Origin of the sequence: Brevundimonas sp. (assembly GCF_032055285.1) — a bacterium.
Classification (GTDB): Bacteria; Pseudomonadota; Alphaproteobacteria; order Caulobacterales; family Caulobacteraceae; genus Brevundimonas.
The window spans coordinates 1-21,632 of record NZ_DAMBRE010000016.1; the positions used below are offsets into that span (position 1 = coordinate 1).

Here is a 21,632-nt window from a genome sequence, read left to right on the forward strand (position 1 = left end):
ATCACACAAACTCCAACTATCTCAACGAACGCGAATCCACAGAACCGCGTCAGCCTCAGCGGCGCATCTCCAGGCCCAGAGCCGCCGCGATCGACGCCCACGGCACGTATTTGAAGTTCTGGTTCTCGCCCGGGAGAACATTGCGGCCGTCCTGAGCGATCAGGGCGCCGTGTTCGAAGCCGGGGCCGAGGTTGCGGCTGGTGACCTCCAACCCATCGGTCTCGGACACGCCGTCGATGCCGCGCTGTCCGTCGGCGACGACAATGAAGGACCCGAGATAGGCCTGATCGCCCTCACGCCGGAAGACGGCGTAGCTATCATTGCCCTGGCTGGAAACGACCAGATAGCCGCGCCCGTCGCCCAGATCATAGAGACCGACGCCTTCCATGTCGTCCTTCAAGGCCGGGTTCTCGCTGATGCGGGCGATCATGGTCATGGCTGAGCCGCCGTCCGGCTCGGCCGACAGGCGCCACAGGCCGACGTCTTCCTCGGCGACATAGATCTGTCCCGTCGCATCATCGGCCACGCACCCTTCGACCTGGCTGGTGAAGGCGAAGTCGCGCACGCGCACAGCGCGCACCTTGCCGTTTCCGGCGTCGACCAACTCCCACTGGCGCTTCTCGCCGTTGGAGTCGTTGATGAAGACATAGGTCTTGCCGCTGCGAGGCGAGCGATACATGCACTGGCCATAGGGATCACCCTGCCCCGTCGGTTGAACCCCGTCCGCGACGTCGATCAAACGGCGCGCCTCGATGTCGAGGCGATAGATGGCGACCGCCTTGTTGGTCCGATCGCTGGCCGTGACCAGAACCACCGGCCGACCGCCCAGCATGAAGCCTTCGCGCAGGTCGACGTTGTTCATCTTGCCGTCGGGCAGGTGCTGAAGGACGCGGCCCTGCATGTCGTAGAGGTTGAGCCCCGCCTTCTTGTCCGTGCCGATGATCAGACTGTTGGCCGGGTTCGACGGATCGGCCCAGATGGCCGGGTCGTCGGCGGCGTCGCCCGGACTGGCGACCGGAACGGTTTCGGCCGCCGGCGTCACCGCGGGAAGGCGTGGCGTGAGAACAGCGCCGATGTCCGACGGCGATCCGGCGGACAGGTTCAGCGCTCCGGTCAGAGCTGCGATGGACGCCAGCTTGTAGTTGGCGCCGGCTTCAGAATCCTCGTCCGCGACCAACAGGCCCGAGGGCAGGCCTTCGTCCGGATTTGCCGCCGCCGCCTGCAGGGCGCCGGGCTCCTTGATCGGAGCGCCGTTCCGCCCCGTCACCCTGACGGCGCCGCGGTAGGCATCACCGGCGTCTCGGTCATAGACGAACAGCCGACCGCTCGAGGCATCGGTTGCAAACAGATATCGCGCCCCCTGACCGCCGTCGTAAAGCGCCAGAGACCCGCTCTCCTCACTGATCCGCCCCAGGCCGACAGCATCGACCAAGGCAGGCGCAGCATCGGCTTCGGGGTCGCCATTAAAGCGCCAGACGCCCACAGCCTGTTGCGAGACATAGACCTGCCCCGTTGCGTCGTCTGCAACGCAGTATTTGATCTTGGAGGGCAGATTGATGCGGCGTGATGGACGGGCGTCCGCTCGGCCCTCGGCATCGACATAGATCAAAAGCTGTTCGATCTCGCCGCCGTCGCCGACCGCGATGGCGTAGAGGCCGCCGTCACTGGTGTTGCGCAACAGGCAGACACTCTCCACCGCAAAGCCCAGAGCGACGGAACGCGCACCGATTTCGACGGGTGCTCCAGCCTCAAGAACGAAGAAACGCAGGCTGTTGTCGGTCTTGTCCGTCGACACCAACAATCTTTCGGTCCTCCCGCGGACGTGAAAACCGTCTCGGACATCCAGGGCGCCCGCCTCGCCTGCCGGCGTCGCTACCAAGCGCGTCCCATCCAGATACGACGCCTGCAGGCCCACCAGCCCCGCCGCCGACACCAAGCGCCGACGGCCAGTAGCCGAGTCCGGCACGATCACGCCGCCGACAGCGTCACCGACCGATAGGGTGTCGAGCACCGCCGCCACGGTCGGAACGCCGTCCTGCGCCGAGGCGGCCCCGCCCGTCGCCGTCGCCAGGGCCCACAGGCTGACGCCGATAAGAAGCCGATGGGCTTGATACAACATGGATATCCCCCAGACAGGCACGTGCTTGCGCAGCGTGCCGCCTAGGGCGCTTCTGCAAAGGATACGCGACGAGAGGATGAAAGATTCTGCGCCCCCGGCCGGATCCCATCCAAGGCTCGATCCTGGGCGACAAGCGAAACCTCGCCTCGGGCCGTCCGAGCGCCCCCTCTCGTCCTAGGGGATCTTTAAGATTGTCGCTTTTAGACAACCTCCGAACAGGGTGTGTGCGATGCGTGGTCTCAAGAATTTATCGGTAGCGGGAAAGCTTCTTGCGGCGGGAGGCGCGGTAACAGGCGCCCTCCTGATCCTGGCGGCGGCGGCTGTGTCGCAGAACACGCGATCGGTCGCCCGGGACCTGTCACACGACTATGCCGGCGCCTTGAGCGAGCGTGCGGTCGCCAGCGTCAGCGGCAGGATCGGCGCGGCCGACACCGCCGCGCGCTCCATCGCCGAGATGATCGGCACGGCCCACGAATCCGGCATTCGCGACCGCCGAACCGTCATGAACATGCTGAAGCCGGCGGCCAGCGGCACGAGCCTGGTCACGGGCAGCTGGTTCATGTCGGCGCCCGGCGCCTTCGACGGCATGGACCGCGCCATGATCGGCCGCACCGACCTGGGCTCGAACAGCAATGGCTACTTCACCCCCTACTGGGTCAACGACGGCGGCAAGATCATCATGCAGCCGCTGAACTCGGTCGATGACTACGAACAGCCCTACTATGTTCAGCCCTTCACCACCGGCAAGCCGGTCATCAACGAGCCCTACGCCTATGAGGTGAGCGGCAAGATGGTGCTGATGACCTCGATCGCCTACCCTGTCGTTTCCGGCGGCAAGGTGATCGGCGTCGCCGGCGTCGATGTGACCCTGGACGGCCTGTCGGCGATGCTGGGCGAAATGAAGCCCTTCGACACCGGCCGCGTCATGCTGCTGTCGGGCGCCGGAAACTGGGTCTCCCATCCGGACGCCGCCCTGCGCACCAAGCCCTACGCCGAGGCGCGACCTGACGACGTGCGCGCCGTAGCGACCAATGGCAAGGCGGCGCGCCTCGACGGTCTGCGCGACCTACGCAAAGAACCGATCGAACGTCTGGTCAGCCCCGTCCCGTTCGAAGGACTGAATGCGACCTGGGCGCTTGTGACCGACATTCCTTCGGCCGCGATCAACGGCCCTGCTGACCGTCTCGCCATCGCCATGATGGTCGGCGGCCTGATGATCCTGGCCCTGGTGCTTGGGGCGCTCTTCTTCGTGACGGAACGCGTCGTGCGACGCCCCCTGGCCCAGTTGACTGCATCGGTCGGCGCGCTGAACGCCGGCCGTTACGACGAGCCCGTCAAGGGAACCGCCAGCGCTGACGAGGTCGGCGGCATCGCTCGGGCTCTGGAAGGGTTCCGCCACGACCTGGCCGAAACGGATCGCCTGCGCGCCGAGCAGGAACGTGACCGCGCGGCTGCCGAGGCCGAGCGTCAACGCAATGAAGCTGCGCGCCGAGCCGCCGAGGAAGAACAGCAGTTCGTGGTCGCTTCGGTCGGCGAGGGTCTGTCGCACCTGTCTGACGGCGACCTGACCTACAGACTGCAAGCCGCCTTCCCGCAGGACTATCGCAAGCTGCAGGACGACTTCAACACCGCCATGGGACGCCTGGAAGACACCATGGCGGCCATTATCGGCAGCGCAGGCGGCATTCGCTCGACGACATCCGAAATCAGCCAGGCCGCCGACGACCTGTCGCGCCGTACCGAGCAACAGGCCGCCAGCTTGGAAGAAACCGCCGCCGCTCTGGAAGAGGTCACCACCACGATCCGGCACGCCTCGGACGGTGCGGATCGCGCGCGCGGCATCGTCGACGCCACGCGCAACAACGCCGCCCGCAGCGGCGAAGTCGTCAATGAAGCCGTCGCCGCCATGCGCGACATCGAGGCGTCCGCACAACAGATCGCCCAGATCACCGGCGTCATCGACGAGATCGCCTTCCAAACCAACCTTCTGGCCCTGAACGCCGGCGTCGAGGCCGCCCGCGCAGGCGACGCGGGTCGCGGCTTCGCCGTGGTGGCTTCGGAAGTCCGCGCCCTGGCGCAGCGGTCCGCCGAGGCCGCCAAGGAGATCAAAGCCCTGATCGGCGCCAGCACCGCGCGGGTCAGCCAAGGGGTCAAGCTGGTGGATGGCACGGGCGACGCCCTGAACCGCATCATCGTCGAGATCACCGAGATCAACAGCCTGGTGTCCGATATCGCCGCGTCCGCCCGCGAACAGGCGACGGGCCTGGCCGAGATCAACACCGCTGTGAACCAGATGGACCAAATGACCCAGCAGAATGCTGCAATGGTCGAACAGTCCACCGCCGCCAGCCATTCCCTGGCCCAGGAAACCGGCAGCCTATCGGACATGATGGGCCGTTTCCGGATTCGCCAAGGTGCCTCGGCCTCGCTCGCTAAGCCGGCGACGGAGCGCGACCGGACCGTTCGCATTGCGCCCATGCTGAAGGCCGTGGGTGGTCGCAACCTGTCCCTCGCGGCGGCCCAGGCCGATTGGGAAGAGTTCTGAACCCGCCCCGCGTCGTCGCCTTTCATGACCCGACGACGACGCGGGATCAGAGCTTAGAAGCTGGCCTTTAATCCAGCCGTGAAGCGCGCGTCGCCTGACGGGCTATCCATGTCGTGATAGCGCAGATCCATCGTCAAACGATCCGTCAGGGCATAGGCCGCCCCCAGATTCCACGCGACGAAATCACCGCTGACGTCCAGCCACTGATGTCCGACAGCCCCCGAAAGGGTCAGGCGATCCACGGGAACGACTGCGGCATTGGCCTCAACATAGGTCGCCTGCTCGTCCGCGCCGAAATAGTCGAACGAGTGATAGATCCCCGCACCCAGGGTCGCCGGGCCTATCGCACGCGATGCGAGGGCTTTGAACTCCACGTAATTGTATTCAGCCCCATGTGGTTCGCCGACGTAGAAGTAGCTGCCGGCGCCAAAATCAAGCGCATAGCCTGCGACTTCCGTCCGGTAGCCGCCATAGAGGTCAATCTCGGCGTCGGAGCCATCGCCGAAATCGATATTCGATCCCCAGCCGCCCACGTAGAAGCCGGCCATATCCAGATCCACGCCGCCCTGTAGCGCAGGGCCTCCGTCCGTCTGGCTCGCGCCCCGGAAGACATAGTCGCTGACTACGCCAATATTGAACGCCGCGTCAGGCGCAGCCTGGGCCGCACCTGCAACCAACATGGCCAACGCCGAAGCGCAGCCGGACACCAACTTCATAGATCATCCTCAAGGATCGTTTTCCTGGCGCCAGCTCTGCGCACGAATTCGTTGAGGAAAACCCACCAACAGGGAAGCCGGCGCGGACCGAGGCCCGCGCCTTGGTCGAGATCAGAAGAAGCCCAGCTTGTCGGGGCTGTAGCTGACCAGCAGGTTCTTGGTCTGCTGATAGTGGTCCAGCATCATGCGATGGTTTTCCCGCCCGATGCCCGACTTCTTGTAGCCGCCGAAGGCCGCGTGCGCCGGATACTGGTGGTAGCAGTTGGTCCAGACGCGGCCCGCCTGGATGGCGCGGCCTGCGCGATAGGCGGTGTTCATGTCGCGCGACCACACCCCGGCGCCCAGGCCGTATTCGGTGTCGTTGGCGATGGCGATGGCCTCTTCCAGCGTCTTGAAGGTGGTCACGGCCAGGACCGGGCCGAAGATCTCCTCCTGGAATATCCGCATGTCGTTGGTGCCCTTGAACACCGTCGGCTTGACGTAATAGCCGCCGGCCAGGTCGTCCTTCAGCACCGCCTGGTCGCCGCCGGTCAGCACCTCGGCGCCCTCGTCCTTGCCGATCTGCAGGTAGGACAGGATCTTCTTGAGCTGCTGGTCCGAGGCCTGGGCGCCGACCTGAGTGTTCGGGTCCAGCGGGTCGCCCTGCCTGATGGCCTCGACGCGGGCGATCGCCTTCTCGATGAAGGCCTCATAGATGTCTTCGTGGATCAGGGCGCGGCTGGGGCAGGTGCAGACCTCGCCCTGGTTGAGCGCGAACATGGCGAAGCCTTCCAGCGCCTTGTCGAGGAAGGCGTCGTCGGCGTCCATCACGTCCTTAAAGAAGATGTTCGGCGACTTGCCGCCCAGCTCCAGCGTCACCGGGATGATGTTCTGGGTGGCGTATTCCATGATCTTCCGACCGACGGCGGTCGAGCCCGTGAAGGCGATCTTGGCGATGCGCGGATTGGTGGCCAGCGGCTCGCCGACCTCGATCCCCGTGCCCGAGACGATATTGAGCACGCCCGGCGGCAGGATGTCCTGGATCAGCTCCGTCAGCAGCAGGATGGAGGCCGGGGTCTGCTCGGCCGGTTTCAGCACGATGCAGTTGCCCGCCGCCAGGGCCGGGGCGATCTTCCACGCCGCCATCAGAATGGGGAAGTTCCACGGAATGATCTGACCGACCACGCCCAGCGGTTCATGGAAGTGATAGGCGACCGTGTCGTGGTCCAGCTCCGAAATGCCGCCTTCCTGCGCCCGGATGCAGCCGGCGAAATAGCGGAAGTGGTCGATGGCCAGCGGGATGTCAGCCGCGAGCGTCTCGCGCACCGGCTTGCCGTTGTCCCAGGTCTCAGCCTCGGCGATGGCCTGCAGGTTCTGCTCCATGCGGTCGGCGATACGGTTCAGGATCAGGGCGCGCTGGGCGACGCTGGTCTTGCCCCAGGCGTCCTTGGCCGCATGGGCGGCGTCCAGCGCCAGATCGACGTCGGCCGCGTCCGAGCGAGCCACCTCGCACAGGACGCGGCCGTTCACCGGGGAGGTGTTCTCGAAATAGCGGCCGTTGACCGGGGCGACCCACCGGCCGCCGATGAAGTTGTCGTAGCGCGCCTTATACTTGGGCGTCACGGCGCGGATGAATTCGGGCTTGGTCACGAAAGGCCTCCTGCTGGTTTCCTCGGGCGCCGATTGTCCGGCGTCGTTTGAGACCAGTTTGGTCGGTTGGAGGCGCAGCGCCAGACGGCGGCGCAATGGTGCGCCGCAAACCTGTCGCAGGATTGCGACAGGTCAGTGCAGGTCGATCAGACCCAGACGATGCAGCTTGCGGTGCAGGGTGGCGCGGCTGACGCCCAGAGCCCGCGCCGCGGCCGAGACATTGCCCCCGCTGCGGGCCAGGGCGCGGCGCACCGCCCCGCGCTCGGCTTCCAGCAGGTCCGTCTCGACCCCGCCCGGCGTCAGCAGATCCGAGGCTGGAAGTTGGGCCGCGATCCGCTCGTCTGTGATGGACAGGGACAGCCGCGCCGCCCGCGTGGCGCCGATCACCAGATCGTGCCGGTCGACGGCCAGCAGGGCCGCCGCATTGCGCTCGCTGGCCCCGCCCGCCAGCACGATGCGTGCATCGGCGAAGGCCTGGCGGAAGGTCTGGGCCTCGATGGCGCGGGCCGCATCCGACACCGCCGCCGAGATCAACCCCAGGATGGCCTCGGTGGCATCCGCCCGACAGGACGAGACATCCAGCGCCCCGGCCAGCCGCCCCATGTGGTCATGGATGGGGTGGGTGACGCAGCTCAGGCCGGTGTTGCGGGCGTGGAAATGCTGTTCACGGTGAATGGTGACCGCGCGATGCTCGGCCAGGGCCGTGCCGATGCCATTGGTGCCCTCGACCGCCTCGGACCAGACGGCGCCGGGCCACAGGCCCCAACGGTGAAAGGTGTCGTCGTCTGCGACCGCCCCGCGCCGTTCGACCGGAACGCCGTCGGCATTGGTCAACAGGACGCAGCACCCTACCCCGCCGACGGCCAGGAACAGCCGGTCCAGCACGCCCTCGGCCGCGCGCGTCAACGGCTCCATCGCCTGACGCGCCTCATGAAGTTGTTGTTCGGTGACGGTCTCCACCCGGCCCTGCGCAACGGGATCGAGACCATGGAGGGTCATTGAACGTCGCCATGAGGCGGCCAAGGCCGAACGCGCCCCCGCCCCCTCTTCATCCAGCGCTTGCCGGATCAAGCTGCCATGATCGCCGCGAACCCGATGAGCCATCCTCGATCCTTCAGGTTTGTCCGATCAGACGCCCACGCGCGACCTGCGTCAACCTGGAAGCGCGCTCCGAGCAGGCCCTCGTCCGACCACTAACCGCCGTAGCCGCGTCCGCCACCGCCGAAGCCGCCGCGCGAGACCACCGTGGTGCGGCTCTGCACACGGCTTGGAGCTTGGCGCGCCACATCGCCATGCTCGCGGCCGTTGGTCAGGATCTTGCCGGTGCGATAGTCGCGATAGGCGTAGCCGCCGCCGTAGCCGTTGGAATACTGGCCGTCGCGGTCGCGATACATCGGACCGCCGCCGCGATAGCGCCCGCCGTCCAGCATCTGGCCGATGATGAAACCGGTCAGCAGCGGCGTGAAGAAGGAGCCTCCGCTGCCCTGATGCGGCTGGCACTGTGACGCGCCCCATTGTTCTTCACAGACGGACTGGCTGGCGTAGCGCGGAGCCGTCGCCTCGGCCTGCTTCTGGGCCTCGGCCTGGGCGGCGTCGCATTCGGCGTCGGTGATGTCGTTGGCGGCGCGGCATTCCTCGAGCGAGGTATAGACCTGAGCCGGTTCGGGCTCGGGCGCCGCCGTGCGCTGGGGCGAGCCGCAGGCGGCCAGGGAGAAGCTGGCGGTGGCCATCAGACTGCTGACCTGCAGGACGCGCGAGCGCTTCAACTTGCGCATGGTCTTGGTTTCGGTCGACGTTTGATCAGTCATGGCGCTCACGCCGTCATGCAGGCGGCGTTCAGCAGCCCGACGCAGATGGAGATGGCGGCCAGATAGATGGCGGCGGCGACTTCGCCCGCCTCGATGCGGCCCACCAGGTTGCGGAAGGCCAGACGGCTGACTGCGACAAAGACCACAATCTGGATCACCCCGGCCAGCAGGGCCCAGGCGGCGAACTCGGCCAGGCTGACCGTGTGCGACAGGGCCGAGGCCAGCGGCAGGACATAGCCGATCAGGGCGCCGCCCAGGGCGATGGCGGCGGCCGGGTTGCCTTCGCGGATCAGGGTCCGCTCATGATAGGGTGTGACCCACTGGTAGATCAGCTTGAAAGCCAGGGTGAAGGCGCCGGCCGCCGCAAAGGCGATCAGGAACGAAATCGCCCCCTGCTGAAATCCGAACCAGTCAAACATCGTGCATCTTCCCCAAAGGCGCCGTCAGGCGCGGAACTCGGCCATTTCCAGCGGAATGCCGATCATGATTTCGTGCGTCGTCTCTCCACCATCGGGCTGCTGCTCCAAGGCGATCATCAGTTCGCGCCCGCCCGCCAGATCACGGCCGTACAGCATGCAGGTCTGGAAGATCTTCGCATAGGGCGTGGTCGCAGCGCGGTCGTCCCAGATGGTCTCCCACAGGGTGACAGGCGGCTGGATGGCGTCGCTTTCGGCGAACCAGAAGCGCGGATAGTCGGGCAGGTCTTCGGCCGCGCCATGAAACACCGGCGCCGACAGACGGTCTCGCCAGATGCGGCGCTCGCGCTCGCCCGGCGGATAGGCCGAGGTCCAGGGCACGAACAGGCTGAAGTCGTAGCTTTCCACCCCGGCCTCGTCGTCGCTCATGGCCTGAAGCATGACGTGGTCGTCGGTGTAGAAGCGGTGGACGTACTGCCCGCCGTCCAGACTGACCAGGCCCTGAGCCGTGATGTCGAGCACGTCGCGGTCCAGGGTGAAATGGGTCTCGTCGCCCAGCCGGCGCCAAGCCAGCGGATCCAGCGCCACGGTGCGGCCCACGGTGATGTTGCGCACCGTGGCCAGGCGCGCTTGCGGCGCCTTCTGCTCGTTTCGTCCGAAAAGCTTCTTGAACATGGGCGACTATCTAGGCCTGCGGCGGACAGACTGCGAGCGGACAGCGATCATGGTCTGAAATTCCGTCCTGGATTGCCTGATGTCAAGCGTTCATGTTACGCGTTACATGAAACATGACCAAACCGCCCGCTCCCTCTTCCGCCGCGACCGATCGCATTCGCGCCTGGCGTCAGGCGCGTCGCGAAGCCGGCCTGGTCAAGCTGGAGCTCTGGGTGCCTGAAGCTGCGCGTAACGACGTGAAGGCCGCGGTCCGCGCCATCCTCACCGATTCCACGCGCGGCCCTCATCTTGCCGGTCGCAACCTTGCCGGCGCGCCGCGCCGTCCCACTTCTGATCCCATCACCTCTGGAGACGACCACCATATGGACGCCGTGATCGAAACCCCCTGGACCGTGCCGGCCATCAAGGACGCGCTGGACGGCTCGCCCCTGGTCCGCGATGGCGAGATGACCCTGCGCGTGCTGGAAGGCGCCGACCCGGTGCTGCTGGCCACGATGCACGAATACGGCGATCTGCCCGTCTATCTCAGCGTCGGCGGCGCCCAGATCGTCTGCTCGGTGCTGCTGTGGCCCGTGGCCGAACAGGCCGACCGCCACGCCTTCAACGAGTTCCTGCTGAAGGCCCAGCGCGTGGTGCCGCTGTCCAACTTCGCCATCACCAATGTCGGCGGCGAAGACGTCTATGAGCTGATGGGCGAGCTGTCGTGCAAGACCACGCTGCAGACCATCCTGATCGAGTTGCGCACCCTGGCGGAAAACGCCATCGACGCCACCGAACTGCGCGAAACCTTCGGCGCCGACGCCGCCTGATCCCGGAGACCCCATCATGTCCATGCTCAGAAAACTCTCCGCCCTGTTCCGCGGCACCGCCCATGACGCGGCCCAGGGCGTCGTCGACGCCAACGCCCTGCGCATTCTCGATCAGGAAATCCGCGACGCCGACAACGCCCAGGGCAAGGCCCGCGACGACCTGGCCGGTCTGGTGGCGCGCCGCCGCATGGCCGAGAACGAAATGGCCAGCTTCCACGACCAGATCGCCAAGTATGAAAACTCGGCCCGCTCGGCCCTGGGTCAGGGCAAGACCGATCTGGCGCGCGAAGTCGCCGTCCGCATCGCAGAGCTGGAGGTCGAGATCACCAGCCGCGGCCCGCTGATCGAGGACATGAAGACGGCCGAAACGCGCCTGCGCACCGCCATCGCCTCGACCGATCAGAAGATCGAGACGCTTCGTCGCGAGATCGACATCGTCAAGGTCAACGAGTCCGTCCAGCGCGCTCAGACCTCGGTCGCCCTGAACTCGGCCGGCGCCCAATCGCGCATCGGCTCGGCCGCCGACAGCCTGCAACGCATCAAGCAGCGCCAGGCCGTGCAGGAAGAAAAACTGCGCGAGAACCAGGCCCTGGAAGACCGCCGCACCGGCGCCGACCTGGACGCCAAGCTGCGCGACGCCGGCATCCTGCCCGGCCATTCCTCGGCTGACGACGTCCTGGCCCGCCTGACCCAGAAGGATGTGACCATCGTCACCCCGCGCATCGGTCAATCGACGCCCGACAAGGACCCGGCCTGATCCATGCAGCGTCTGCGCCTTGATCCCCGCCCCGACTGGGAGGCCCAGGCAGACAGCCTCGGCTTCACTTGGCGCCACACCGGCGGCGAACTCTATTGGGACGAAACCGCCGCCTATGCCCTGACGATGGCCGAGGTCGAGGACGGGATCGAAGCGCCGACCGAGGACCTGCACGCCATGTGCCTGGACCTGGTCGCCGAGGCGGTCCAGTCGGAGCGACTGATGGAACAGCTCGACATCCCCGAGCCCCTGCGGGACTACGTGGCCGACAGCTGGAAGCGCGGCGACCCGTCGCTGTATGGCCGCTTCGACTTCGCCTACGATGGGACAGGCCCGGCCAAGCTCTACGAATACAACGCCGACACCCCGACCAGCATCTATGAGACGGCCGTCTTCCAGTGGCTGTGGCTGGAGGATCAGATCAAGGCCGGCGTCCTGCCCGCCGACGTCGACCAGTTCAACAGCCTGCACGAGAAGCTCGTCGACCGGTTCCGGGCCATCTTCCCCAATGGCGGCTTCGTGCATTTCAGCTCGGACGCCGACTTCGTAGAGGACCGCCAGACGGTGCGCTTCCTCGAAGACCTGGCCCAGCAGGCCGGGCTGGACCCGCAGTTCGTGGCCATCGACCAGATCGGACTGAACGCCGACGGCCAGTTCGTCGACCATGAAAACTGGATCATCCAGGCCATGTTCAAGCTCTATCCGTGGGAGCAGATGCTGCGCGACGACTACGCCGCGCCCCTGCCGACGGCGGGCGTGACGGTGCTGGAGCCGGCGTGGAAAAGCCTGTTGTCCAACAAGGGCATCCTGCCCCTTTTATGGGAACGCCACGCGGGCCACCCCAACCTGCTGGAAGCCTATTTCGAGGACGACCCGACCCATGCAGCCCTGGGTTCGTCCTATGTCCGCAAGCCACTCTTCTCGCGCGAGGGCGCCAATGTCGAACTGATCGAACAGGGCCGCAGCGCCGCCGAGGTCATCGACGGCGGCTATGGCGGCGGGCGCTGGATCCGACAGGCCCTGTGCAATCCGCCCAAGTTCGATGGCAACCACGTCATCGTCGGCTCGTGGGTCGTCGGCGACCAGGCGGCGGGCATGAGCCTGCGCGAGGACACCAGCCTGGTCACCCGCAACACCTCGCGCTTCCTGCCCCACCTCATTCAGGGCTAACCAAGGCATCCGGTCGTGGCGACTGGGTGGCGGTCCGGCGCCTTACCGCGACGACGCCTCGTCATGCCTTTTCCAAAGCCCTGACGCCTCCTGTCTCAGATCGCCGAACCTTGGGCGCGCCGCCCTATTCGTCGTCGGAGTGAACGGCAAGGGTCTCCACTCGGGCCACGCCGTCGGCGCCCTTGGTGAGGCGGAAGGCGTCCAGTTCTCGACCCGTCGCGGTGAAGGCGCGATAGGTCACGGCCTCCTGCGACACGTCCAGGGTCTGGAAGGTCTGGGTCCGCGAAGCCGAACGCGAAGCCCAGCCCAGGTCGGCGACCGGATACATCTTGGGCCCGGCGACCGAGACCACATAGGTCGAACCGTAATCGGACGGCTGGCCCGGTCCCGCATTGAGCATGGGTCCCGTTCCGATGGCCCCGCGCGCATAGCCGTGGTCGTGGGCCTGCAGCACCAGATCGACGCCGTACTTGTCGATCAGCGGCTTGAGCGCATCACGCACCCGAGTGTTGTCGCGATCCGGGTCGATCGAGAACAGCGGGAAGTGCAAGAACAGCGCCGTCCAGCGGTTCGGGTTGTTCGCCAGCAAGCCGTCCAGCCAGCGCACCATCTCGGCGCGCATGGCCTCGTCGCCATGGAACAGCGGCGCATCGACCGAGATCAGGCGCAGGCCCTGATAGTCGACGGTCCAAGCCGTCTCCTTCAACTTTTCGACGCCTGCCGGGCCGGTTTCCGGCAGGGTGTACTGACGTCGCCACTGCGGGTTCAGCACCGGGCCCCGGCCATACTCGTGGTTACCCGGCGTCGGCATCTGCGGCGTCTGGGCGTAGAGGAAGCCCCCGGCGGCGAACCACTCGCCCCATTCATTGTCGCTGTCATGCCGGTTGATCAGGTCGCCGGCGTGGATGACGAATGCGGCGTCCCCGGCCTTGCGGAAGGCCATCCTCATGGTGCGCGAGGCTTCGCTGAGGATGTTGTTCTGCATGTCCCCCATGTAGAGGAAGGTGAAGGGCTTGGGCGTGGTCGCCGCCGTGCGGAACTGCAGCCATTCCGACCAGCGCACGCCGTCGCCGACGCGATAGGCGTAGACCGTTTCCGGCTTCAGCCCCTTCAGCACCGTCGAATGATAGGCGGCCCGGAATTCGGGAGCCTCGCGCACGGCGATGGTCGCGTCGTCTGTGACAGCGGTCACGCGGACCGCCTGCTGGATGAAGTCCGGACCGTCCTGGGCTTCGGCGTATTCGACGAAGCCCTCGGCGCCCGGCGCCGTGCGCCAGGTCACCGCCATCTCGTGCGCCGGGTCGGCGGTCAGATTCAGGATGATCCGTTCCGGCTGCTCGGTCGGCGGAACCACGGGCCGGTCCGAAGCCTGGACCGGCGCGGGTTCGGGCCGCAGCGGACGTTCCGCCGTCTGGGCCAGAGTTTGTCCGCCCAGGGCCGCAAACGCGGCCCCGAGCATCAGGGCGTGGGTCGTCTTCATGCTCGCTGCTCCGATCAGAAGACGTAGGTCAGGCCGACCGAGATAGACCGCCCGTTCTTGATATAGGCGCGGCTGGAGCCGGTGCTGGCCCCGGCCGTGTACCAGTAGGTGTGGTTGTCGAAGAGGTTCTGGACCTGCAGCGACGCCGTCGCCCCGTCCCACAGCTTGCGCCGCACGTTCAGGTCCACGAACTCATAGTCCTGTTCATAGGGGTTGTTGCCGAAGTCCTGGATGCCCTCGAGGAATTCCGACTGGTAGCTGTAGGCGGCGTAGGCCTCCCAGCCGTCGCGCGCCCAGAAGATCTGGACGTTGGCGACCGCCTCGGGCGTCTCCATCAGCGGCAGGGTGTAGCCCGCCGGATGCCAGGAAATGCCGGTCTCGGCCTCGGACTTCTGCAGCGTCAGGTTCACGCTGGCGCCCAGCGCCGACAGCGGACCCGGCAGCCAGTGGAAGACCTGCTGGGCGCTCATCTCGACGCCGTAAACCCGCGCCCACTTGCCGTTGTTGGGCATGGAGACGGTCACGCCGTCCGGGCCCACGTTCACGCCCGACGTCCCATCGCGAATGTTCGACGACGAGGAACGGTACAGGAAGTTCTCGATGTCCTTGTAGAACAGGCCCAGCGAATAGGCGCCCGTGTCGCCGTTGTAGCGCTCGATCGACAGGTCGTAGTTGATCGCCTTCATCGGCTTCAGGTCCGGGTTGCCCTGCTCGATAGCGACCAGCACCCACTCGTTCGTCGGGTTCACCTTGCCGTCGCCGTCCGGGTCGCTGTCGTAGCCGTACTCGCGCGCCGAGGACATGCGGGCGATGTCCGGACGGGCGAAGCTGGTCCAGATGGCGGCGCGGACCTTGGTCCGGTCGTCCAGGTCATAGTTCAGGTGGATCGACGGCAGGACGTTGACGAAGTCGCTCTTGTCCGTGGCGAAGTGCGCGCCCTGGACCTCGTCGAGGATATAGGCGTCGATTTCGTTATTGGTGCTCTCGACCCGAACGCCGCCGAGGATCTGCGCCTGACCGAAACGGGCCGTGGCCATCAGGTAGCCGGCGAAGATGTTTTCCTTGAAGGTGAAGCTGTCCTCGCCGCTCAGTTCGGCGTTGCCGGGGTCGGTGGCGAAGCCGTCGAAGAAGTCGCTCTTGCCTTCCATGGCGCGCTGCAGCTCAGCCAGCATGGCGTCGTTGTCGATCACCGTGCCCAGGCGATAGAGGCCCGAATACTCGCCGTCGAACAGGCTGGTGACCTCCTTGCCATAGAAGCGCGAGAAGTCAGCCAGAGTGCCGCTGGCATCCAGGTCCATGAACTCGCCGCTATAGGTCGAGCGCTTGGAGCTGTAGACCTTGCCGCCCGCCTTGACGGCCTCCAGCCATGCAGAGACCGGACGCCATTCGACGTTGAACTGGCCCTGCCACAGCTCTTCCTGCGCGCCGCCGATCTCGCCGGACAGACCGCTGAAGTCATACTGGCCGTTGTCGTGGATCGCCGCCATGCCGGCGTCGTTCAGCACCCACTTGGGGAAGCGGCTGTCGCCGAAGTTGGTGACGTTGACGCCCTTGTTGCCCAGCCAGCCGTACTTGTCGCTGCGGAACTCCATCTCATAGCTGTCGTCAGTGTTATCCTCCGACTTGGCGTAGGAAACATCGTAATCGACCGTGAAGTCGCCCACACGGCTGACGCCGCCCAGGTTCAGCGACATCACCGTGCCCGTCTCACGCGAACCTTCCCAGAAACGACGCAGGCGGAAGCCCTGCGGGTCCCAGGTCCCCGAGGCGCCGTCCAGGGTGTAATAGGTGCGCGTTGAACGGTCGGCGTCGGTGATGCGGCCGTCCTTGTCCCGGTCCACGATCTGGGCCGTGGTGTAGCTGTAGATTCGCCCCAGCTTGGCGTCCGTGCCGATCACGGCGTCGTCGGGACGCAGCAGACCGGTCATGCTCTTGTCGACCTGACTCAGGCGAGTCGAGTTCCGGCTCGTGTCGTTGCGGAAGTTCAGGCGGTTGCCGAACTCGTCCTTGGTGTATTCGTTGAACTGGCCGCGCAGATGAAAGTCGTGGTCCACGCCGCGGTAGTCGAGGCTGGCGTTCAGGCCGTGACGTTCAACCTCGGTTTCGCCGAAGCCCAGGTTCATGCCCCGCATGACGAAGGTATCGGTGTCCCAGCCCATGGTCTCGCTGTCGGCGTACCAGACCGACGGCTGGTTATCGCCATCGACGCCGTTCTGCTCGAACTGGGACTTGCGACGCGACCAGCTGCCGGTGACGAACAGGCCCCAGTTGTCATTGAACTGGCGTCCGAACGAGCCGGAGACTTCGCCCGACTTCTCATCGTCGAACTTGTCCAGCATGCCCGCCGAGGCCGACACGACGCCATAGACCGGGTCGTGATCAAAGGCGGTCGGGGTGCGGATGTCGATGGTCCCGCCCAGGGCGTCACCGTCGCGGTCCGGCGTCAGGCTCTTGATGACCGTGATCGAATCGATGCCTTCAGGCGGGAGAAAGCTGAGACGCACGCCGCGATAGAAGTTGTCGCCCGGCGAGCCGGCGCCGCCCATGCGGACCCCGTTCATGGTGTAGTTGTTCAGTTCCGTCGAAAGCCCGCGGATGGTGATGCGGTCGCCCTCGCCCGTCGTGTGGTTGCGCACGGCGTTGACGCCCGGCAGACGCGACAGGGACTCGGCCACATTGTTGGCCGGCAGGTCGCCCATGTCGTCGGCGCTAATGACGTCCGAGATGAAGTCCGCCTTGCGCTTGGCGTCCAGCGAGCGGCGCAGCCCTGCCGCATAGCCCACCACCTGCACGTCCTCGACTTCAAAGGCGTCCGGCGCGGCGACGGCGACCTCGGCCGACTGACGCACCAGGGTCAGAACCCCGCGCACCTCGCGTGCTTCGACGCCCGATCCGGCAATCATGCGGCGCAGGGCCTCGCGCGGCGCCATGGCGCCGGAAACGGCGTTGGACGTCCGTCCGCGCGTCAGCGCCGGATCAAAGATGATCTGCAGCCCCGTGTCGCGCGATAGGGTCTGCAGCGCACGCCCCAGATCCTGGGCCGGGATGGAAACGGCGACACGCGCCTCGGCGCTGCTGCTCGTCTGCCAGGCGTGAGCGGGCGCGGCGACGGACGCCAGAACAGCGACGGCGGCCGCCGTGAGGAGGCCGGTCTTGTGGATACGCATTCGATAAATCCCCTGCGATCGAACATGATCGTTACGGGGTTAGACGGCGGCCGACGCCGTCCTGACACCTGTCACGAAAACTTGCCCTAAAGGTCGCCTAACCTTCTGAAATTTCGAATTGATCCGCACCCTGACGGGTCAACTTGAAACCATGCAGCCGCACCATGGCCGCCAGGGCGTTCTCCGGCTGATCCGCCGAGAAGCGTCCGCTGATCAAGGCCCGTTCGACCGGGGCGCCGACCAGCCTGACCTTGACCCCCGTCGCGCGTTCCAGATCCTCGACCACGCTCGCCATGCTGGCCTCGTTGAACTCCAACCACCCCTTGGCCCAGGACGGCACGTCGGTTTCCGCTTCCGGTCGGATCAGGCTGGTGCGCTCGACCACGCCGCCGGACACCGTCGCCTTTTGCCCCGCCTGCACCATCATCGTCATGCCGCGCCCGGACCTGACCTTGACGACCCCTTCAAAGACCACGACCTCGACCGCCTTGCCATCGGGCGTCTGACGCTGATCCACGTTGAAGCGGGTGCCGACGGCGGTGACGCGCACCCCGTCCACCTCGACCGAGAAGGGTCGGCTCTTGTCGGGGGCGACTTCGAAAAAGCCCTCGCCCTTCAGGCGCAGCAGGCGCTCCTGTGCGCCCAGGTCCACCCGCACCTGGCTCTGGCCGTTCAGTCGGATCGCCGATCCGTCCGCCAGGGCGATAGGTTGAGACGCGCCGGGCTTGCCCGTGATCAGGTCGCCGCGCGGCGCCAGAACGCCGCCGATCAGCACCATCACCCCAACCCCGGCCGCCAGGCCTGCGCCCACAAACGCCCCTTGCGGCCACAGCCGGAGCCGGGTCCGACCCGGCCGCGCTTTTGCCGCGCGCTGCGTCGCCCAGATGACGGCGGCGTCTTCGATCAAGGCTTCATGTCGGCGCAGCAGGTCGGCGCGATCAGGCCGACCCTGCAGCCATTGCTCCAATGCGGCCTGCTGCTGCGGCGACCAGGCCTTGTCGCGTCGCGCATCCGCCCACAACGCGGCCTCGCGATCGTCCTTCGGTTTGAATGTCCTAGACATGGCGGCCCTCCGCCGCCCGGCGCAACGTCTGTGCGGCGCGGCTGTAATGCTTCTGCACCGCCTCGATCGACAGCCTCAGGTCGCGCGCAATCGTCTCGTAGGACTCCTCGCCGGCCCGGCGGCGCACGAAGACCTCGCGCCGCAGGGGCGGCATAGCCTCCAGAGCCCTCTGGCACAACTGCAGCCGCTCGCGCATGTCCAGCGCCTCCAGCGGCGTGGCCCCGCTGTCGGCGGGATGATCCGCCTCTTCCAGATCATCAATCTGCACGTCGATGGAGCGTCGCCCGCGATCGATCAGAATGTTGCGGGCAGCGCGCATGGCGTAGGACAGCGGGTCGGTGATCAGGGTCTCGCGCGCCCGCGCCAAGACGCGCACGATCGCCTCCTGGGCCACATCTTCCGCGTCCCCCGTGGCGGCGGACCGTCGCCGAACATAGGCCAACAGGACGCGGTTCTGCGCCGCCAGCGCCCGTCCTACCTCCTGTTCGTGACTGATCACGCGCGACGCCCCCCGATGGAGCCTGGCTATAGGGACCGCGCATGACAGCGGGGATGAAGTTCAGTGTCGTTTTGAAGTCAGGAACTACCGCCGTCGTGACAGGCCGACGAACATGCTCTGGAGTCGCCCTGATGGTCCGACGTTAGAACCTGAAGGTCAAGGGCGTGGTCAACATGGTCATCGGCGACGGCGACGTCGGCCGCGCCATCGTCGCCCATCCCGGCGTCGACGGCATCAGCTTCACCGGCTCGCAGGGCGTCGGCGCCGGGGTGGCCGAGGGGGCGATGAAGCGTCAGGCCCGCGTGCAGCTGGAGATGGGCGGCAAGAACCCGCTGATCGTTCTCGACGACGCCGACCTGGATCGCGCCGTCGCCATCGCCCTGGACGGCAGCTTCTTCGCCACCGGCCAGCGCTGCACCGCCTCCAGCCGCCTGATCGTGCAGGACGGCATCCACGACCGCTTCGTCGCCCTGCTGGCCGAGAAGGTGGCGGCGCTTCGCGTCGGCGACGCGCTTGATCCGAACACCCAGATGGGACCGGCGGTGACCGAGGCCCAGCGCGACGTGTCCTACAGCTACATCGACATCGCCCGGGACGGCGGCGGCCGAATCGTCACCGGCGGCGAGCGCCTGAGCCTCGACAAGCCCGGCTGGTACGTCCAGCCGACCCTGATCGCCGACACCCTGCCGGACGCGCGGATCAACACCGAGGAGGTCTTCGGCCCCGTCGCCTCGACTATCCGCGTGGCCAGCTACGAAGAAGCCCTGGCCGTCGCCAACGGCGTCGAGTTCGGCCTGTCGGCGGGCATCGTCACCCAGTCGCTGAAACACGCCCGCGACTTCCAGAGGAACGCGCGCGCCGGCATGACCATGGTCAACCTGGCCACCGCCGGCGTCGACTATCACGTCCCCTTCGGCGGCACGAAGAAGTCCTCCTACGGCCCCCGCGAACAGGGCTTCGCCGCCGTCGAATTCTACACACAGATCAAGACCAGCTACAGCGCCGCCTAGGAGTCAGATAATGATAGTCTTGCCTGTCCTTGCCGCCATTATTCAGGTCGTCCTGCCGCAGGGGCCGCATACGACCATCACGCCCCTTGCCCCGGCGGAACTGCCGCCAACCCTGACCGCTCGTGTGCTGGCAGCGTCACCCGGCCTGACCATCACCGGCGCTGAGCGCAAGGAACGCGAAGGCCGCATCTATTTCGATGTGGCCGGCCAGCGGCCCGACGGCGCGGAGATCGAACTGGACGTCCAGCAGATCAACGGCGACTTCGACATCGTCGAGATTCAGCGAGACCTGGCTTTCGACGACATGCCCGAACCTGTCCGCGCTCTGACAGCGACCGCCTTGGGGCAGGTCCGCCCCACTCGCATCATCGAAAGCGTTCAGAAGGACGGCAGCGCCATATTCGAACTGTTTGCCCCCGGACAACTAGCCGAACCCTCGGCGGAGATCCGCTACGCCGAAGGCGAGGCTCACCTCCTCAGCGAACGCTGGCCGCACTAGGCAAGCCGTCGTCGGTCTTCGCGTATCACGCGGCCGGTTAGCGGCTGTGGTCAGGTGATGATCAGCCTGCCGGGGGCATAACGCGGACTGATGCAAGGGGCCCTGCAGGCCAAGGGCGCCACGACCATAATCCCGAGCGCATATCCAGACCGGCCCCACCCGCGACGACAAGCACCGCTAGAAGCGGCGCAATCACGATGGGATCGTTGCCCGTCATGACACCGGTGGACATTCCAGTCCGCCCCCTCGACACTTACTCGACTTGTCGACGTGAGACCGACGGAGGATGCAATGAGAAGATTTCTTGGATGGGCCACGACCGGCTTTAGCTTTCTGGCCATCGACCCGGCGAGCGCGCAGGACGCCTGGTACGCTCAGGGTGACTTCACGCCTTCGACACGCGTCGAGATCGTCATCGCCAACGACCTGGCCGAGGACCGCAAGGATGCTCCCATTGTTATTCGGCGGGACCAGCTACCGATGCTGGCCGACATCCAGGAACTGACCGTGACTCTCGTGGACCCGTCCGGCGAGGCCCGCCCAGAACCCTCGGCCGCCCTTCTGGCGCGCCAAGGGCCGCATGAACGGCGCGGCGAGACCAACGGTCTGTCCCTAGACTACCAGTTCGACGATCTGGACCGCGACGGGATTTGGGATGAACTCTTCTTCGTTGCCGACCTAAAGGCGGGCGAAAAGAAGCGATTTTACCTCTATCGCGGGTTCCAGCAGCGCGGCTGGACCCCCCATCGGACCCACGCGGCTATCGGCAGCTATATGCGTCACACCGTACCCTTTTGGGAGAGCGAGCACGTCGGCTGGAAGCTGTGGTTCCCGACCGACATCGATATCTACGGCAAGCGCAAGCCGCTCCTGATGTCGCACCGGCTCTATATGGGCAATCTCGACGGCTACGGCGTCTCGACCGAGAATCCCGACTATGGGGCGGACATCCAATCGGTGGACGACAGCTTCGGCGGCGGAGGTATCGGCGTGTTCGAGGGCGAGGCCCTGAACCGGCCCCGTTTCACCCCGACAGCCGATCTCGAGCACCGCTTCAACGCCGGCCAGCAGTCCGACACTCGTTACAGCTTCGAGACCCTAGTCAACGGTCCGCTGCGCAGCATGGTCCGCATTCGCACCATGAACTGGAACACTGGGCACGGCCGATATGAGGTCCAGCAGACCTACACAGCCTACGCTGGTCAGAACTACACGACGGCCGAGGTGAAGTTCACCCGCTGGGAGGCGGGCGCTGAGGGCGCCGACTTCG

The 21,632-nt window shown here is 66.2% G+C and carries 17 protein-coding genes and 1 pseudogene; 7 read left to right on the plus strand and 11 right to left on the minus strand.

Going from position 1 to position 21,632, the window contains the following annotated elements; genetic code table 11:
- Nucleotides 1-55 precede the first annotated feature (55 nt).
- Nucleotides 56-2,119 carry a phytase gene (locus RTY13_RS17525; protein ID WP_312785417.1) on the minus strand — a complete coding sequence of 688 codons (2,064 nt, stop codon included), beginning with the start codon at nt 2,117-2,119 and terminating at the stop codon, nt 56-58.
- A 322-nt stretch (nt 2,120-2,441) separates the two neighbouring features.
- On the opposite strand from RTY13_RS17525, the gene RTY13_RS17530 reads away from it, so the two are divergent.
- Nucleotides 2,442-4,664 carry a methyl-accepting chemotaxis protein gene (locus RTY13_RS17530; protein WP_312785418.1) on the plus strand — a complete coding sequence of 741 codons (2,223 nt, stop codon included), beginning with the start codon at nt 2,442-2,444 and terminating at the stop codon, nt 4,662-4,664.
- 53 nt (nt 4,665-4,717) lie between these two features.
- Here the strand turns inward: RTY13_RS17530 and RTY13_RS17535 are convergent, their stop codons facing one another.
- From RTY13_RS17535 to RTY13_RS17560, 6 genes are all read right to left on the minus strand, one after another.
- A complete protein-coding gene (locus RTY13_RS17535) occupies nt 4,718-5,380 on the minus strand; it encodes a TorF family putative porin (protein ID WP_312785419.1) in 663 nt (220 codons plus the stop codon).
- Between the two features lie 111 nt (nt 5,381-5,491).
- Complete coding sequence (locus RTY13_RS17540) at nt 5,492-7,009, minus strand: aldehyde dehydrogenase family protein (RefSeq protein WP_312785420.1); 1,518 nt, start codon at nt 7,007-7,009, stop codon at nt 5,492-5,494.
- A 132-nt stretch (nt 7,010-7,141) separates the two neighbouring features.
- Entirely contained in the window at nt 7,142-8,008 is an 867-nt protein-coding gene (locus RTY13_RS17545) for a GAF domain-containing protein (RefSeq protein WP_312785421.1), read from the minus strand.
- Nucleotides 8,009-8,202: 194 nt separating this feature from the next.
- Nucleotides 8,203-8,817 (minus strand): DUF1190 domain-containing protein, encoded by a 615-nt coding sequence (locus tag RTY13_RS17550; RefSeq protein WP_312785422.1) that lies wholly within the window; start codon nt 8,815-8,817, stop codon nt 8,203-8,205.
- A 5-nt stretch (nt 8,818-8,822) separates the two neighbouring features.
- The gene (locus RTY13_RS17555; protein ID WP_312785423.1) at nt 8,823-9,236 is read right to left on the minus strand and encodes a DUF350 domain-containing protein; all 414 of its coding nucleotides are present in this window, start codon (nt 9,234-9,236) and stop codon (nt 8,823-8,825) included.
- Between the two features lie 24 nt (nt 9,237-9,260).
- Nucleotides 9,261-9,908, minus strand: a complete 648-nt coding sequence (locus RTY13_RS17560; RefSeq protein ID WP_312785424.1) for a DUF2491 family protein — start codon at nt 9,906-9,908, stop codon at nt 9,261-9,263.
- Nucleotides 9,909-10,021: 113 nt separating this feature from the next.
- On the opposite strand from RTY13_RS17560, the gene RTY13_RS17565 reads away from it, so the two are divergent.
- The 3 genes from RTY13_RS17565 to RTY13_RS17575 are packed head-to-tail and all read left to right on the plus strand — an operon-like array spanning nt 10,022 to nt 12,644.
- Nucleotides 10,022-10,717, plus strand: coding sequence for a YjfI family protein (locus tag RTY13_RS17565; protein WP_312785425.1), 696 nt, complete (start codon nt 10,022-10,024; stop codon nt 10,715-10,717).
- Between the two features lie 16 nt (nt 10,718-10,733).
- Nucleotides 10,734-11,474, plus strand: a complete 741-nt coding sequence (locus tag RTY13_RS17570; protein ID WP_312785426.1) for a PspA/IM30 family protein — start codon at nt 10,734-10,736, stop codon at nt 11,472-11,474.
- A 3-nt stretch (nt 11,475-11,477) separates the two neighbouring features.
- Nucleotides 11,478-12,644, plus strand: coding sequence for a glutathionylspermidine synthase family protein (locus tag RTY13_RS17575; RefSeq protein ID WP_312785427.1), 1,167 nt, complete (start codon nt 11,478-11,480; stop codon nt 12,642-12,644).
- Between the two features lie 124 nt (nt 12,645-12,768).
- On the opposite strand, the gene RTY13_RS17580 is transcribed toward RTY13_RS17575, so the two are convergent.
- The 4 genes from RTY13_RS17580 to RTY13_RS17595 all read right to left on the minus strand — a co-directional run bounded on the left by RTY13_RS17580 (nt 12,769) and on the right by RTY13_RS17595 (nt 18,853).
- Nucleotides 12,769-14,124 (minus strand): metallophosphoesterase family protein, encoded by a 1,356-nt coding sequence (locus RTY13_RS17580; protein ID WP_312785428.1) that lies wholly within the window; start codon nt 14,122-14,124, stop codon nt 12,769-12,771.
- Nucleotides 14,125-14,138: 14 nt separating this feature from the next.
- Nucleotides 14,139-17,291, minus strand: coding sequence for a TonB-dependent receptor (locus tag RTY13_RS17585; RefSeq protein ID WP_312785429.1), 3,153 nt, complete (start codon nt 17,289-17,291; stop codon nt 14,139-14,141).
- Nucleotides 17,292-17,388: 97 nt separating this feature from the next.
- On the minus strand, nt 17,389-18,354 hold the full coding sequence (locus RTY13_RS17590) for a FecR family protein (RefSeq protein WP_312785430.1): 966 nt from the start codon (nt 18,352-18,354) through the stop codon (nt 17,389-17,391).
- The gene (locus tag RTY13_RS17595; RefSeq protein WP_312785431.1) at nt 18,347-18,853 is read right to left on the minus strand and encodes an RNA polymerase sigma factor; all 507 of its coding nucleotides are present in this window, start codon (nt 18,851-18,853) and stop codon (nt 18,347-18,349) included. The genes RTY13_RS17590 and RTY13_RS17595 overlap by 8 nt, the downstream gene beginning before the upstream one ends.
- 161 nt (nt 18,854-19,014) lie before the next feature.
- On the opposite strand from RTY13_RS17595, the pseudogene RTY13_RS17600 reads away from it, so the two are divergent.
- The 3 genes and pseudogenes from RTY13_RS17600 to RTY13_RS17610 form a co-directional block, all read left to right on the plus strand.
- Nucleotides 19,015-19,863: pseudogene (locus RTY13_RS17600) on the plus strand (aldehyde dehydrogenase family protein); the annotation flags it as partial.
- A 10-nt stretch (nt 19,864-19,873) separates the two neighbouring features.
- A complete protein-coding gene (locus RTY13_RS17605; protein ID WP_312785432.1) occupies nt 19,874-20,362 on the plus strand; it encodes a hypothetical protein in 489 nt (162 codons plus the stop codon).
- 291 nt (nt 20,363-20,653) lie between these two features.
- On the plus strand, nt 20,654-21,632 hold a 979-nt coding region (locus tag RTY13_RS17610; RefSeq protein WP_312785433.1), incomplete at its 3' end, for a DUF4861 family protein.